This window comes from Streptomyces sp. NPDC101151 (assembly GCF_044768335.1).
Classification (GTDB): Bacteria; Actinomycetota; Actinomycetes; order Streptomycetales; family Streptomycetaceae; genus Streptomyces.
The window spans coordinates 97,278-112,141 of the sequence record NZ_JBIWPP010000027.1; the positions used below are offsets into that span (position 1 = coordinate 97,278).

The 14,864-nt window shown below is 71.4% G+C and carries 12 protein-coding genes and 1 pseudogene; 7 read left to right on the forward strand and 6 right to left on the reverse strand.

The genetic code is table 11. From position 1 onward, the window contains the following. Window positions 1-43 precede the first annotated feature (43 nt). Together ACIRU3_RS35005 and asnB are read left to right on the forward strand one after the other, a co-directional pair. On the forward strand, window positions 44-823 hold the full coding sequence (locus ACIRU3_RS35005) for an alpha/beta fold hydrolase (protein WP_404065196.1): 780 nt from the start codon (window positions 44-46) through the stop codon (window positions 821-823). A gap of 277 nt (window positions 824-1,100) precedes the next feature. Then, a complete protein-coding gene (gene asnB, locus ACIRU3_RS35010; protein ID WP_404065199.1) occupies window positions 1,101-2,942 on the forward strand; it encodes an asparagine synthase (glutamine-hydrolyzing) in 1,842 nt (613 codons plus the stop codon). On the opposite strand, the gene ACIRU3_RS35015 is transcribed toward asnB, so the two are convergent. Beyond that, window positions 2,935-3,459, reverse strand: a complete 525-nt coding sequence (locus ACIRU3_RS35015) for a DUF4232 domain-containing protein (protein WP_404065202.1) — start codon at window positions 3,457-3,459, stop codon at window positions 2,935-2,937. The two genes, asnB and ACIRU3_RS35015, sit on opposite strands and share 8 nt — an antisense overlap. A 128-nt stretch (window positions 3,460-3,587) precedes the next feature. Then, the gene (locus ACIRU3_RS35020; protein WP_404065205.1) at window positions 3,588-5,225 is read right to left on the reverse strand and encodes an alpha/beta hydrolase; all 1,638 of its coding nucleotides are present in this window, start codon (window positions 5,223-5,225) and stop codon (window positions 3,588-3,590) included. Between the two features lie 283 nt (window positions 5,226-5,508). Between ACIRU3_RS35020 and ACIRU3_RS35025 the strand changes: the two genes are divergently transcribed. Together ACIRU3_RS35025 and ACIRU3_RS35030 are read left to right on the forward strand one after the other, a co-directional pair. Beyond that, window positions 5,509-6,156, forward strand: coding sequence for a chaplin (locus tag ACIRU3_RS35025; RefSeq protein ID WP_404065207.1), 648 nt, complete (start codon window positions 5,509-5,511; stop codon window positions 6,154-6,156). Between the two features lie 254 nt (window positions 6,157-6,410). Next, window positions 6,411-7,265: a GNAT family N-acetyltransferase gene (locus ACIRU3_RS35030; protein WP_404065210.1), complete on the forward strand. Its 855-nt coding sequence runs from the start codon at window positions 6,411-6,413 to the stop codon at window positions 7,263-7,265. A 42-nt stretch (window positions 7,266-7,307) separates the two neighbouring features. On the opposite strand, the pseudogene ACIRU3_RS35035 reads toward ACIRU3_RS35030, so the two are convergent. Next, window positions 7,308-7,776, reverse strand: a pseudogene (locus tag ACIRU3_RS35035) (nucleoside deaminase); the annotation flags it as partial. Window positions 7,777-7,808: 32 nt separating this feature from the next. Here ACIRU3_RS35035 and ACIRU3_RS35040 point away from each other — a divergent pair. Beyond that, window positions 7,809-8,015: a hypothetical protein gene (locus tag ACIRU3_RS35040; protein ID WP_404065213.1), complete on the forward strand. Its 207-nt coding sequence runs from the start codon at window positions 7,809-7,811 to the stop codon at window positions 8,013-8,015. Between the two features lie 40 nt (window positions 8,016-8,055). Next, window positions 8,056-8,832 carry a GNAT family N-acetyltransferase gene (locus tag ACIRU3_RS35045; protein WP_404065215.1) on the forward strand — a complete coding sequence of 259 codons (777 nt, stop codon included), beginning with the start codon at window positions 8,056-8,058 and terminating at the stop codon, window positions 8,830-8,832. An 8-nt stretch (window positions 8,833-8,840) separates the two neighbouring features. On the opposite strand, the gene ACIRU3_RS35050 is transcribed toward ACIRU3_RS35045, so the two are convergent. Next, window positions 8,841-9,104 (reverse strand): GlsB/YeaQ/YmgE family stress response membrane protein, encoded by a 264-nt coding sequence (locus ACIRU3_RS35050; RefSeq protein ID WP_404065218.1) that lies wholly within the window; start codon window positions 9,102-9,104, stop codon window positions 8,841-8,843. Window positions 9,105-9,322: 218 nt separating this feature from the next. Here ACIRU3_RS35050 and ACIRU3_RS35055 point away from each other — a divergent pair, with 218 nt between their 5' ends. Continuing rightward, window positions 9,323-10,771 (forward strand): hydrolase, encoded by a 1,449-nt coding sequence (locus ACIRU3_RS35055; protein ID WP_404065221.1) that lies wholly within the window; start codon window positions 9,323-9,325, stop codon window positions 10,769-10,771. A gap of 40 nt (window positions 10,772-10,811) precedes the next feature. Here the strand turns inward: ACIRU3_RS35055 and ACIRU3_RS35060 are convergent, their stop codons facing one another. Continuing rightward, window positions 10,812-13,538: a glycosyl hydrolase 2 galactose-binding domain-containing protein gene (locus ACIRU3_RS35060; RefSeq protein ID WP_404065223.1), complete on the reverse strand. Its 2,727-nt coding sequence runs from the start codon at window positions 13,536-13,538 to the stop codon at window positions 10,812-10,814. A gap of 118 nt (window positions 13,539-13,656) precedes the next feature. Next, a complete protein-coding gene (locus ACIRU3_RS35065; protein WP_404065226.1) occupies window positions 13,657-14,841 on the reverse strand; it encodes an ROK family protein in 1,185 nt (394 codons plus the stop codon). Window positions 14,842-14,864 lie beyond the last annotated feature (23 nt).

A 14,864-nucleotide genomic window follows, 5' to 3' on the forward strand; every position in this document is an offset into this window, starting at 1 on the left:
TACCGTACCGGTCAGTAACCGGAGTGCACCCCAGGAGGCCCCCATGCCGCAGCTCGACGTCGACGGCGCCGTACTGACGTACGACGACGAGGGCCCCCATGACGGCGCGCACGTACCCCTGGTGTTCGTCCACGGCTGGACCGCCAACCGGCACCGCTGGGACCACCAGCTGGCCCACTTCTCCGCCGGCCGGCGGGTGATCCGGCTGGACCTGCGCGGGCACGGGGAGAGCACGGGGGCCGGGGTGCGCACGATCGCGGAGCTGGCGAGGGACGTCCTCGCCCTCCTCGACCACCTGGAGGTCGAGCGGTTCGTGCTGGTCGGTCACTCCATGGGAGGGATGATCTCCCAGACCATCGCCCTGGCCCACCCCGAGCGGGTGGAGCGGATGGTGCTGGTCAACTCCATCGGACGGATGACCTACAACCGCGGCCGGGGACTGCTCATGGCGGCCTCCACCCTGGTGCCGTACAAGCTTTTCATCGCGACCAACATCCAGCGGGCCTTCGCCCCGGGCCATCCGCGCGAAGAGGTCCGGGAGTACATCCGCTCCTCGGCCGACACCCCGCGCGAGGTGGTCATGACGCTCTACGGCGCCATGCGGGCCTTCGACGTCCTCGACCGCGCCGGTGAGATCGCCACGCCCACCCTGATGGTGCACGGCTACCACGACATCCAGCTGCCCGTGCGCCAGATGCTCCGGATGGCCAAGGCCTACCCGAACGCGGTCGTGCGCATCATCGACGCGGGCCATGAGCTGCCCGTGGAGAAGCCGGCCGAACTGACCGGGGCGCTCGACTGGTTTCTGACCGCGAAGCCGTAACCCGGGAGCCGTTTGGCGAAGTTTTTGCCCGTGGCCGGTTCGTGCCGCCCTGGCCCGGCGCCGCAACGGTCCTTCGATTTTGCGCAGGCAAAAAGCGGCTGAATCGATGAGGGAGTGTGGGCCGGACGGGTTACGCCCGCGTTGACCACCGCCGGCACCTGACGGACGCTCGTCATATAGGTGCTCGATACAACTGGTTCGGCGGCCGTTTTTCGTCCACCCCGGAGAGTGCAGGTGGGCTGGGGGCGGGCCGCGGGCCGGAGGCAGGAGCTGGCGCATGTGCGGCATCACCGGATGGGTCTCCTTCGACCGCGACATGACGACCGAGTCGGCCACATTGCATGCGATGACCGAGACGATGGCCTGCCGTGGCCCGGACGACCGCGGCACCTGGGCCGAGGGCCCCGCCGCCCTGGGCCACCGCCGGCTCGCCATCATCGACCTCCCCGGCGGCCGTCAGCCGATGTCCGTCCGCACCCCCGAGGGAACCGTCGCCCTCGTCTACTCCGGGGAGGCGTACAACTTCACCGAACTCCGCCGCCTGCTCGCGGACCGCGGCCACCGGTTCCTCACGGAATCCGACACCGAGGTCGTCCTGCACGGCTACCTCGAATGGGGCGACGCCGTCGCCGAGCGGCTGAACGGCATGTACGCCTTCGCCGTGTGGGACGGCCGCCACAGCCGGCTGGTGATGATCCGCGACCGCATGGGCATCAAGCCGTTCTACTACCAGCCGACCTCGGACGGCGTCCTGTTCGGCTCCGAGCCCAAGGCGATCCTCGCCAACCCGCATGTCCGCCCCCGCGTCGCCCTGGACGGCCTGCGGGAGCTGTTCACCATGATCAAGACGCCCGGACACGCCGTGTGGGACGGCATGCACGAGGTCGAACCCGGCACCGTCGTCACCGTCGACCGCACGGGCTTGCACACCCGCGTCTACTGGCGGCTGGAGACCCGCCCGCACACCGACGACCGCGACACCACCATCGCCACCGTGCGCTCGCTCCTCGACGACATCGTCCGCCGCCAGCTCGTCGCCGACGTCCCGCGCTGCACCCTGCTCTCCGGCGGCCTCGACTCCTCCGCCATGACCGCGCTCGCCGCCCGGCAGCTCGCCGGGCGGGGCGAGAAGGTACGCAGCTTCGCCGTCGACTTCGTCGGCCAGACCGACAACTTCGTCGCCGACGAGCTGCGCGGCACCCCGGACACGCCCTTCGTGCACGACGTGGCGCAGCTCGCCCGCACCGACCACCAGGACATCGTCCTGGACGCCGAGTCCCTGGCCGACCCGTCCGTCCGCGAGAAAGTGATCCGCGCCCGAGACCTGCCGGCCGGATTCGGAGACATGGACACCTCGCTGCTGCTGCTCTTCCGCGCCATCCGCGACCAGTCCACGGTCGCCCTGTCCGGCGAGTCCGCCGACGAGGTCTTCGGCGGCTACCTGCAGTTCTTCGACGAGGAGGCCCGCCGCGCCGACACCTTTCCCTGGCTGGTCCGCTTCGGCCGGCACTTCGGTGACGACACCGAGGTCCTGCGCCCCGACCTGGTCAAGTCCCTCGACGTGGAGGGATACGTCGCCGAGGGCTATCGCACCGCCGTCTCCGGCATCCACCGCCTGGACGGCGAGAGCGACTTCGAGTACCGCATGCGACAGATCTGCCATCTGCACCTGACCCGGTTCGTCCGCGCCCTGCTCGACCGCAAGGACCGGATGAGCATGGCCGTCGGCCTGGAGGTCCGGGTGCCGTTCTGCGACCACCGCCTCGTGGAGTACGTCTACAACACGCCCTGGTCGCTGAAGTCCTTCGACGGCCGGGAGAAGAGCCTGCTCAGGGAGGCGACCGCGGACCTCCTGCCGCGGTCCGTGTACGAGCGGGTCAAGAGCCCCTACCCCTCCACCCAGGACCCGCGGTACGCCCGGGCCCTGCAGGACCAGGCCAAGGACCTCCTCGCCCGGCCCTCCCACCCGGTCTTCGACCTGGTCGACCGGGAGCGCGTCCGGGAGGCCGCCGAACGCGACACCCCCGTCAGCACCCAGGTGGCCCGGCGCGGCCTGGAGCGCACCCTGGACCTCGCCCAGTGGCTGGATCTCTACTCCCCGGAGCTGACCCTCAGTTGAGGCCGAGAGCCCGGTCCGCGGCCGCCGCCGTCGGCTGCCACCACGTCGTCACCGGCTCCCAGACGAGGACCTCGCTCCCGGTGCCGAGCTGCGCGGCGGTGAAGGAGCGGCCCCCCTGGGACGCCGACGCGGCCACCGTGATCGCGTCCACCCGGCGGGCCTCGGGGTCCGCCGGGTCGGCGATGGTGCGTACGGCCGCGTAGGCGGTCCTGCCCGCGGCGAGCCGGTACGTTCCGCTGCCGCCCTCGGGCACCGGCAGCGCGGCCCCGTCCAGGTCACCGAAGGTGACCGTGGGCACGCGGTCCACGGCACAGGCCCGGGTGCCGCGGTTGGTCACGCTCACCCGCACCACCGACGGGTCGTCGGACGCGGCCTTCGCGCGCAGGGTCAGTACCTTCTCCGCACAGCGGGCGGTCTTGGCGTGCGCCTCCGCCGCCTGGCTCGGCGGCGCGGTGAGCAGCAGGGCCGCAGCGGCGGCCGAGACGGCGGGTACGGCGATGGCGGCGCGGATGCGCATGGTGGGATCCCCCTGTAGGTCACGTACGGGTCCGGCGGGCCGAGGCGCGCCTGCCCAGTGTGACGTCCGGTCCGACCGGGAGGTTGTACCGGAATCGGGGCTGTTACCCGCTTGCGTTCATCCTGTCGTCAATTGGTGGTGTTCGCGGTGGAGCTCCAGCTGTTCCCGTCCGCGGGGCAGGAGCTGCCGCTCGCCGGCAGGGAGCCGTACAGCAGGAAGTCGTTGACCTTGCGGTGCACACACGTGGACGACGAGTAGCCGGTGTGTCCCTCGCCCTTGTTGTCGAGCACCACGGCCGAGGAGCCGAGCCGGCGGGCCGTCTCCACGGTCCAGCGGTACGGCGTCGCCGGGTCGCCACGGGTGCCCACCAGCAGCATCCTGGCCGAGTCGACGTGCTTGACCCGGTCGCGTATGAAGTCCGTGCCCTTGGGGCGGCCGTGGCACATCAGCAGCTGGGTGAGCCGGAAGCGGCCGAAGACCGGCGACGCCTGGTCGTAGGCGGCCCGCAGGTCCTTCAGGTCCTTGGTGATCTGTGCCTCGGTGGGCCGGTCGGGGTCGTCCGCGCAGTTGATCGCCATCAGCGCGGCCGGCAGGTTGTCCGCCGGGACGTCCTGGGCGTCCACGAGCCCGCCGCCCCGCACCGTGCGGTCCTGAGCCTTCCCCCGCCCGTCCTGACGCACCGGCACGGCGAAGCCGCCGCCGGAGGAGAAGCTGAGCACGCGCCGTGTGTCGCCGTCCTCGACCAGCGCGACGAGCGCACGCTCCAGCGAGGGCCACAGTTCCTTGCTGTAGAGGGCCTGTCCGATGGCGCCGACCAGGTCCTGGCCGGAGAAGGTGTCGCCGAAGTCCGTGGGTACCGGATTCTCGTCGAGCGAGCGCACCAGCCGGACGACCTGGTCCCCGGCCATCCGCCGGTCCCGCCCGAACGGACAGGCGATGTCCGTCGTACACCAGTCCAGGAAGTCGTCCAGTGCCGTCTGCTGCCCCTCGGCGCCCGCCAGCCCCTGTTCGGACAGCGGCTCGGTCAGGGTGTCCACGCCGTCCAGCGCCATCCGGCCCACCTTGTCCGGGAACTGCGCCGCGTACACGGCACCCAGCCGCGTGCCGTAGGAGAAGCCCAGGTAGTTGAGCTTCTTGTCGCCGAGGGCCTGGCGGATGACGTCCATGTCCCGGGCGGCGTTCACGGTGCCTATGTGCCGCAGCACCGGGCCAGAGTGCCTGGCGCACTGCGTGGCGGCCTGCCGCAGCTCCTTCAGCAGGGCCTGCGGATGGCTGATGTCGGCGTTCATGCCCATCGCCGCCGAGGCCTGGTCGGTGCCGTCGCCGCAGCTGACGGGGGAGGACCGGCCGACGCCGCGCGGATCGAAGGTGACCACGTCGTAGCCGTTGGTCAGGTCCATGAGCTCCTTGCCGCCCGCGGCGAGTTCACTGACGCCCGCCCCGCCGGGACCGCCGAAGTTCAGCAGCACCGAGCCCACCCGGGACGTGCCGGTGGCCCGGTAGCGGGCCAGCGCCAGGTCGAGCGTGCCCGAGCCCGGGTGCGCGTAGTCGAGCGGCACGGTGACCTTCGCGCACTGGAGATCCTTGGGTATGTCCGGCCCCTCGCAGGCGCCCCAGGAGGCCTTCTGCCGGTAGAAGCGGGACAGGTCGGGCTGCGGCTGGCCGGCGGCCACCGCGGGCAGCCCGGACCCGAGCAGCACCAGGGTGAGGGCTCCGGCGCCCGCGCAGCGCCGCATCGCGGGCCGTGAGGACAGCTTGACCAGCATCGAAGGCCTCCCGGGGTGCACCCGCTGCGGACCGGGGCGGCGCCCTCGATCACCATAAGCGGGCTCTGTACGGGCCGCCTCCCGACGAGCGGTTGGCCGCCCGGTGATCTATGCTTCATCCCTTTCGTCATGATCAATGATCATTCGATGACTTTGCATGGGGTTCGAATGATCATGCCACTCGATGGGGTGAAAGGCCGATAAGCCATAACTCGGATGGTTCGCCTGCGTTCTATGTGGTGCGGGTGAGTGCCCGCGATGATGTCTGGAAGGCAGGGAACCTATGAGACGGGCTACCCGAAACGGTGTGATCGCCGTCGTCGCCGCCTCCGGCGCGATGGCTGTGGCGATGCCGGTGTCCGCGGCCTTCGCGGCCGACGGCGCCGCCGCCGACGGCTCGGCGGCCGACTCGCCCGGGCTGATCGCCGGCAACACCATCCAGGTCCCGGTGCACCTCCCGGTGAACGTGTGCGGCAACACCGTGGACGTGGTGGGACTGCTCAACCCCGCCGCGGGCAACACATGCACGAACGGCGACGAGGCCGGCCCGGGTGGCTCGGCCGCGTCCGGCGGCGCAGCGGCACAGGGGGACACGAAGGGCTCGCCCGGAGTGCTCGCCGGCAACACCATCCAGGTCCCGGTGCACATCCCGGTGAACATCAGCGGCAATTCGGTCGACGTGGTCGGCGTGGGCAACCCGGCCGAGGGCAACCACTCCGCCAACAACCCCGGCGACCAGACGCCGCCCCCGACCCGGAAGCCGCCGGCCCCCGCCAGGTCCCACCCCGTCCCGCGGACGGTGCAGCCGCCCGTGGCCACCCTGGCCCACACCGGAGCGGATCTGGCGGCTCCCGCGATCGCCGGTAGTGCCGCCCTACTCCTCACCGGCGCGACCCTGTACCGCCGTTTCCGCCCCGGCCGCACTCGCTGACCCGACACCGCAAGGCCCCGCCGGACGCCGGCCCGGTGGGGCCTTCGGCGTGTTCCCCGTGCCCCGGACGATCGTCCGGCCTCCTCCGCTCCGCTGCCGCACACTGCCAACTCCGCGCGCAGCGGGGCGGTTTCACGCCCATGACGGCTGGTCCGGGCGTGACGCAGGCCGGGTCGATCGGCAAGGATGCTGCGGACGCGGTCGCCGAACCGCGCCGTGCAGCACCGCTGACCCCCACGGAATGGAGCGCACCGATGACCTCTCCGGCCCCCCAGGACCTCGTCGTCACTCAGGCCGGTCTCGCCGACTGGCCGGTGATCGGCGGGTGGGCGGCGGCGGAGGGCTGGAACCCCGGGCTGTCCGACGGTCCCGCCTTCTTCGCCCAGGACCCGGACGGGTTCTTCCTCGGCCGGATCGACGGCGAGCCGGTGTCGGCCGTCTCCGTCGTGAACTACGGCTCCGACTACGCCTTCCTCGGCTGCTACCTCGTCCGCCCGGACCTGCGCGGCCACGGCCACGGCCTCACCACCTGGAAGACCGCGCTGGCCCACGCCGGGAACCGCACCGTCGGCCTGGACGGAGTCGTCGCCCAGCAGGGCAACTACCGTCAGTCCGGCTTCGAACTCGCCCACCGCACCATCCGTTTCACCGGCACGGCCTCCCAGAGCCCGATACCCGAGGGCATCCGTGCCGCCGGGCCCGCCGACCTGTCCGCCGTCATCGCCTACGACAGCGCCTGCACCCCGGCCGACCGCCCGCGCTTCCTTGCCGAATGGCTCAGCGGCCCCGGGCACCGCGCGTACGTCCGCCACGACGGCGACCGCCTCACCGGCTATGGCGTGATCCGGCCCGGCCGTGACTGCCTGCGGATCGGCCCCCTCTTCGCCGACACCGCCGACGACGCCCGGGCCCTGTTCGCCGCGCTCACCGCCGACGCCACCGGCCACCAGGTCGCCATCGACGTCCCCGAACCGAACACGGCCGGCGTCGCCCTCGCCGAAGAAGCCGGCTTCAGCGCCTCGTTCGAGACCGCCCGGATGTACACCGGACCGGTCCGCGAGCACGCCCGGGAGCGGGTTTTCGGTGTGGCCACGCTCGAACTCGGCTGAGCCGGCCGGGTACCGGGCCGGCCCGGGTCGGCGGGGGTTTCCGTGGAAGCGGCGGTGCAGGTCCCGCACCTCCGCGACCAGTTCCGGCACCGGCCCCTCGACGGTCACGCCGGGCGCCACCTCGTGCACGGGGCAGTGCCCGCACCGGGGCCGCGGACACGCCCAACTCGTCCAGCCAGGAGCCGAGCTGTTCGGACGAGACGACGTACACGATGCGGCCGAGCCCCACCCAGGCGGGCGCGGCCGCGCACATCGGGCAGTGCTCCCCCGAGGTGTAGACGGTGGCGGCGGCCCGTTCCGCGGGCGTGCGGTGGTCGGCCGACCAGCGGGCCGGCTCGAACTCCGGGTGCCGGGTGCGGTCCCCGGAGGCCACCCGGTTGTGGTCCTGGGCGAGGACCGTGCCGTCCGCCGCGACGAGCACCGAACCGAAGGCCTCGTCGCCCGCCGCGAGCGCCCCCCGCGCGAGGTCTACGCACCGGCGCAGATGACCCAGCTCACTGTCCTTCACCATGCGACACCATCGACTCGGGCCCGACCACCGAGATGATCCGCGCGAACCTGCCGTATCTCTCGCGACCCGACGAACTGCACCCGCCCGCCGAGTGCGTGACGCCGCAGACGGCGGCTCTGCTGCAGACGCGCATCGACCGCATCCAGGGCCGCATCGACTGTCTGGCCCGCAACCGCGACCGGCTGAGCGCCTACCTGTCCGTGGTACGGCCGGACGGCACCGCCCCGGACCGCCGGTAAATGCGTTGCCGCGCCCGGGCCCGGATGCTGGAGTGAGGTCATGGATCACACCGCGGTACTCGCCCTGTACGACCGGGACATGCGCGAGGGCGCACGCCCCGACGGGCCCGGTGCCCGCATCGAGCGGACGGGCGGGCTCGTCCGTCAGATCGCCGACGCACAGGGGTGGAACGGCGTCGTGTGGTCCGCTCTGGACGCGGGGACCGCGGACCGGGTGATCGGCGAACAGATCGCGTACTTCACCGGCCTGGGCCGCGACTTCGAGTGGAAGCTCTACGGCCACGACCGTCCGGTGGACCTCGGTCCCCGGCTCACCGCCGCCGGATTCCGGGCCGAGCCGGAGGAGACGCTCCTGATCGGCGAGGTCGCCCGGCTCGCCCTCGACGCCGAGCCGCCCGCAGGGATCCGCTTCGTCCAGGCCACCGATCCGGCCGGTGTCGACCTCGTCGTGGACGTGCACGAGAAGGCCTTCGGCACCGACGGCACCCGGCTGCGCCACCGGTTGCTCGACCGGCTGGCCGCCGATCCCGGCACGGTGGTCGCCGTCGTCGCGCTCGCCGCGGACGAACCCGTCAGCGCGGCCCGCATGGAGCTGGTGCCCGGCACCCGGTTCGCCGGACTGTGGGGCGGCGGCACCGTCGAGGCCTGGCGGGGCCGGGGCATCTACCGTGCCCTGGTCGCCCACCGGGCCCGCGTCGCCGCCGCCCACGGCTACCGCTACCTCCAGGTCGACGCCTCAGCCATGAGCCGCCCGATCCTGGAACGCCTCGGCTTCCACGCGCTGAGTACCACGACGCCCTATCTGTACGGGAGTTGACCGCTCCCTCACCGGCGGAACCGCGCCCGGTCCAGCGCGGCGACCCCCACGGCAGCGAGCCCGATCTGGATGAACCACTCGATCCAGTCCGGCCCCTTGGTGTCGGCGACCCCGAACCCGGCGGCGATCGCCGAGCCCAGCAGCGCCGCCACGATGCCGACCACGATGGTCCACAGGACGCCGATGTGCTGTCGCCCGGGCACGACCAGCCGGCCCAGCACACCGATGACGATCCCGATGACGATGGCACTGATGAGGCCTGAAATCTCCATGTCCACCCCTCTTCGCCGCGTACCCCGCTGCTGTGCCATGTGCCCGCTGTAGGCGGAGCCACGCCGGTGCGATTGTTGCCGGGGCCTTCTGTTCACCGGCCCGTCATGCCATGTACCTTTCAACCAATCGACGCGTGTAGAACCCTCGAGCGAGATCTACGCGCGCAGACCTGGCGCCCGCACCGCCTCTCTCCCCACCCCTCATGGAGGTTTGCCGGATGCTCGGATCGAAGAGATCCCGCCGCAGATGCACCACCGCCCTGGCCGGACTCGGACTGCTGGTCACCTCGGCAGCCCTGCAGGTCGGCACCAGCGCCACCCCCGCCCGTGCGGCCACCACGCACCGGATCCTGTTCGACAACGCCCACGCCGAAACGGCCGGCAACGCCGACTGGATCATCTCGACCAGCCAGCCCGACCCACTCGGCCAGGACTCCTCCCCGTCCGCCGAGACGGACTGGACTGGTGCCCTGTCCTCCTGGGGCGTCGCCCTGCAGAAGGCCGGCGGTTACAGCCTGAAGACGCTGCCCTCGGGCTCCAGCCTCGGCTACGGCGGTTCGTCCGCCACCGACCTGTCGAACTTCGACACGCTGGTCCTGCCCGAGCCGAACACGCTGTTCACGACCGCCGAGAAGACGGCGATCATGAACTTCGTGAAGAACGGCGGCGGCCTGTTCATGATCTCCGACCACACCGGCGCCGACCGCAACAACGACGGCGAGGACGCGGTCGAGATCTTCAACGACCTGATGACGAACAACAGCGTCGACTCCACCGACCCGTTCGGCTTCTCCGTCGACTCGCTCAGCATCAGCTCCGATCACCCGTCGGCGATCAGCGACAGCGGCGACCCCGTCCTGCACGGTTCCTTCGGCACCGTCACCAAGAGCCTGATCGCCAGCGGAACGACCGCCACGCTCAAGCCCGCCGACAACTCCGGCGTCAAGGGCCTGCTGTACCGCACCGGTTACTCCGGCAACACCGGCGCCTTCTTCCTGACCTCCACCTTCGGCAGCGGCCGTGTCGCCTTCTGGGGCGACAGCTCGCCGATCGACGACGGCACCGGCCAGTCCGGCAACACCCTGTACGACGGCTGGAACGACACCAGCGCCACCAACGCGGCCCTCGCCCTGAACGCCACGGCCTGGCTGGCCGGTTCCGGCACGGGTGGCGGCGGTGGCGGTGGCGGCACCTGCACCGCCGCGCAGCTGCTGGCCAATCCCGGTTTCGAGTCCGGCGCCACCTCCTGGACCTCTTCCAGCGGTGTCGTCACCAGCGACACCGGCGAGGCCGCCCGCACCGGCTCCTACAAGGCCTGGCTGAACGGCTACGGTTCCGCCCACACCGACACGCTCGCGCAGTCGGTCACCATCCCCGCCGGGTGCACGAGCGCCACCCTGAGCTTCTATCTCCATGTCGACACCGCCGAGACGACCACCTCGACGGCGTACGACACCTTGAAGGCGCAGGTGCTCAACAGCAGCGGAACGGTGCTGGCGACCCTCGCGACCTACTCGAACCTGAACGCGGCCGGCGGCTACACCCAGCGCAGCTTCAACCTCGCGAGCTACGCGGGCCAGACGGTCACGATCAAGTTCACCGGCACCGAGGGCTCCACCCTCCAGACGTCGTTCGTCGTCGACGACACCGCGCTCAACGTCGGCTGAGCCACGCGGGGGTGGGCCGTCCGGGCCCACCCCCGTACGTTCAGTCGGCCAGGACGGTCTTCTCCGGCGTGTTCCAGCCGGATACCCGCACATGCGGCGCCGAGCCGTGCAGATCGGCGGTCCGGTAGGTGGCGGTCAGGGTCACCGACTCGCCCGGCCACAGACCGACCTCGCCGTCCGACCACCGCACCGGCAGCACCGGCTTGCCCTGCGCGTCGACCAGGTGGACGTCCGTGAACAGCGACGGCGTCTTTCCGCCGCCCGTGGTGCGCACGGTCACCGTCGTGGTCGACACGCCACCGGACGCCTTGGTCGACGCCGTCGCCGAGAGGGGTACCTGCGCCATCGAGGAGAGTCCCTTGAGATCCGCATAGCTGGTCGTCGGCGTGTGGTACCAGTCGGTCTTGGCCCAGTCGAGGGCGTCGGCCTTGGTGGAGAGCCAGTACACGTTCCGGCTCACCTCCTTGCCGTCCGCGTCGGTCAGGGTCAGCCGGAGCAGGTAGGTGGCCGAGAGGCCGCTCACGGAAGACGGCAGGGTGAGCGCGGTGCCGTGCGCGCCGTCGCCGGTCACGTTCACCCCGGTCACGGTCTGGTCGTACTTCTGTGTGCCGTCGGGGTTGAACAGGGTCGCCCGCGCGGTGAGTCCGCCGGCGGAGGCGTGCCGGTTGTTCACGACGACGACCGAGCGGTTGTCGTAGGAGTACTGGATGTGCAGCGGCTCGTTCGCCTTCTTGGCGCCGAAATAGGAGCCGCCCTGGTCCAGATAACGGTCCGTGAGCTGCCAGTGCAGGGAGGTCCAGCCGCTGTTGAACATCCAGTAGATCAGCCCGGTGGCGGGCTTGCTGGAGTCGGTGGCGTTGCGGCTGTAGGCCTCGTACTGGGCGCGCACGTTCTCGTACTGGGCCAGCTGCGATTTGCGCACGTAGTCGGAGAGGCCCGTCGGGGCGCCGTAGCGGCCGGTGAGGGCGGCGCCGTAGATCTTGAGCGTGCCGAAGACGGGCGAGGGCGAGCGGTGGTACTGCTTGGCGTCCGGGTTCTTCCAGAGCGTGTCCAGCTCGGCCGGTGTCATCATCCGGTGCAACGTGTCGAGCGTGGGGATGTCGGGACCCGCGCTGGTCTCGGAGTTGAAGCCGGTCGCCCCGCCCTCGCGCTTGGCGTACCAGTAGTTCGGCGGGACCCAGTCGTAGGGCCCGGTCATCTTCATGCCCGAACTGCCGAGCTGCGGCGAGGATTTGGCGGATGCGGCGGAGACCACCGGAGTGGACCAGTCCGCGGCCTTCAGGGCGTCCAGGTAGTTCTTCTCGATCGTCGCGTCGGGTGCGAAGTCGCTGCCGATCAGGAAGGAGATCACGCTCGGGTGGTCGCGCAGCCGGGCGGCCTCGGCGGCCATGGAGGCCTTGGCCACCGGGTAGTCGGCGTCGGTCCACTTGTCGCCGGACTCGCCGGTCCCGTTGACCTGGCCCTCCCACTTGTCACAGCACTCCCAGCCCGGCAGTGTGAGCACGCCGTAGCGGTCGGCGAGGTCGAAGAACTCGTCCGGCTCGATGTGGCCTTCCAGCCGGATGGTGTTCAGTCCGAGGTCGAGGGCGTACTTCAGCCGGTCCTCCACATAGGTGGAGTCCCAGCGCAGGAACTCGTCCGGGGACCAGCCGCCGCCCTTGATCAGCAGCTTGCGGCCGTTGATCCGGTACTGGCGGGCGCCGTCGGAGTCGAGGGGTGCCTGTACGTCGCGGATCCCGAAAGTCTCGTGGGCGGTGTCCGAGACGGTGCCGGACACGGACGCGCTGAGGTCGAGGTCGTACAGCGGCTGCCCGCCCAGGCCGGCCGGCCACCACACCTTCGGTGAGGTCAGGTGCAGTCCGGGGACCTCGGCGGGGGAGAAGGTGACGGTCTTCGTCTCGTGCGCGGCGAGCGGCACGGTCCTGGTGAGTTCCGTCCCGGCGATGCTGCCGGTGACCTGGGCCGTGACCGGCGTTCCGGTGTCGTTGCGGGCCTGCGCCCGGACGGTCAGGTCGGCGCTGGCGAGCGAGGGCACGGCCAGCTTGGTCACCACGTGCGCGTCGCGCAGCACGACCGGGCCGCTCTGCCGGACCAGGACGTCACGGACGATGCCCATGTTCCGGTCGGGCGGCGGCTGGATCCAGTCGATCCACCCCATGGTGAGGTTCTTGTTCGGGTCGTTGGGCTGGATCCGGAAGGCGACCGTGTTCGTGCCGGACTTCACCAGCGAGGTGATGTCCAGCTCGTGGTGGGTGTAGGCGCCGGTGACGTCAGCGGCCTTGGCGACCTGGTGGCCGTTGACGTAGACGTCGGCCGCGGAGAGGACACCGCTGAAGTCGAGCGCGGTGCGCCGGGCGGTGTCCCCGACGGTGAAGTCGGAGCGGTACCACCAGGGGACGTCGAAGTCGCCCTTCGGGATCTTCTGCTGGTTGGTGGAGTGGAACGGGTCGGCGTACACGCCGTCGGCGAGCAGCGCGGCCAGGACCGTGGAGCGGGCGCCCGCCGGATGCCATCCGGCCGCCGGATAGCCGGGGGAGGAGACGGCCGCCGCGGAGTCGGTCACCTTCGCCGTGGACTGGATCGCGAATCCGGACAACGGCGTGGCGGACCCCGCGACGGACGGGACATGGGTGACCCTGGGCTGGTGCTCGTGCGGTGCCGGGCTGCGGTCCCGGGCTCCGACCCAGGCGGTGGTGAGCATGCCGAGCAGGCTCAGGAGCACGCCGGCCGAGGCGAGCCGGCGTCTGGGGGCGGGGCGAGGGAACACGGTGGTCTCCAGGCTCGTAAAGTTAGGAAACTTTACTAACTTGGCTCAAGGTAGGGGGCGGTGAGGGGCGTGTCAACGACCTCGGCCGCCGTGGACCGGGCCGGCCGATGCGAACCGGTCAGCCGCGGTCCGACCTGCGCTCGAACACCAGGTTGCGCGCCGTGCCCAGCGCCGTCGCCACCGCGCCCAGCAGCACCGCGTCCTCCCCGAGCCGGCTCGGCGCGATCCGCGGCCGCAGCGGGGTCAGGGTGCGCAGGTGTTCGCGGACCGGCTCCAGCAGCAGGTCCACGCTGTGGCCCACCCCGCCGCCGAGCACGACGAGATCCGGGTCGAGCACCGCGGCCGCGGCCGCCACGGTGTGCGCGATCCGCTCGCCCTCCAGCTCCACCGCCTGCACCGCGGCCGGATTGCCCCGCCGGGCCGCGTCGAACACGGCCTTGGCCGTGAGCTGCCCGCTCATCCCGAAGTGCCGGGCGGCCTCCACCACGGCCACCCCCGACACCGCGTCCTCCAGTCGCTCCGGCTTCTGCCGGCCCGGCCAGGGCAGGAACCCGATCTCCCCGGCCAGCCCGTGCGCCCCCGTGAACAGCCGGCCCTCGCCGACGACCCCCATCCCGAGGCCGGTGCCGATCAGGATGTACGCGAAGAGCCGACTGCCCGCACCGACGCCGTACGTGTACTCGCCGAGCGCGGCCAGGTTGGCATCGTTGTGCACCTCCAGCGGGACGCCCAGCTCCTCGCGCATCCGGTCGAACAGCCCCGCGCGGCCCCACCCCGGCAGATGCATCGCGTACCGCACCCGCCGCTGCTTCTCGTCGTACACGCCCGGCGTGCCCACCACCCCGTGCACCACCTCGGCCGGGTCCACGCCCGAGTTGCCGATCACCTGCCGGGCCGTGCCCACGACCAGGTCGGCCATGGCGGCGGAGGCGCGGGCGCGGTTGCGCACATCGGCCCGGGCTATCACCGTGCCGTCCAGATCGACGACCGCCACCCGCAGCCAGCCGCGGCCGATGTCCACCCCGAGTGCGTACCCGGCGGCCGGGTCCGGGGCGTACAGCACGGCGGTGCGCCCGCGTTCGGGGGCGTGGGTGCCGACCTCGTGGACCAGCCCGGCCGCCTCCAGCGAGGCCAGCGCGCTGGACACGGTCGGCTTCGACAGGCCCGTCTCGCGGGCCAGTTGGGCGCGTGAGGCGGCGCCGGCACCGCGCAGCCGGTCCAGGAGCAGCCGCTCGTTGGTGCTGCGCAGCCGCCGGCGGCTCCAGGGCTGGTCCTGCTGCGCTACGACGTCACTGGCGGCCATCGCACCATTCTCACGCATTCCTG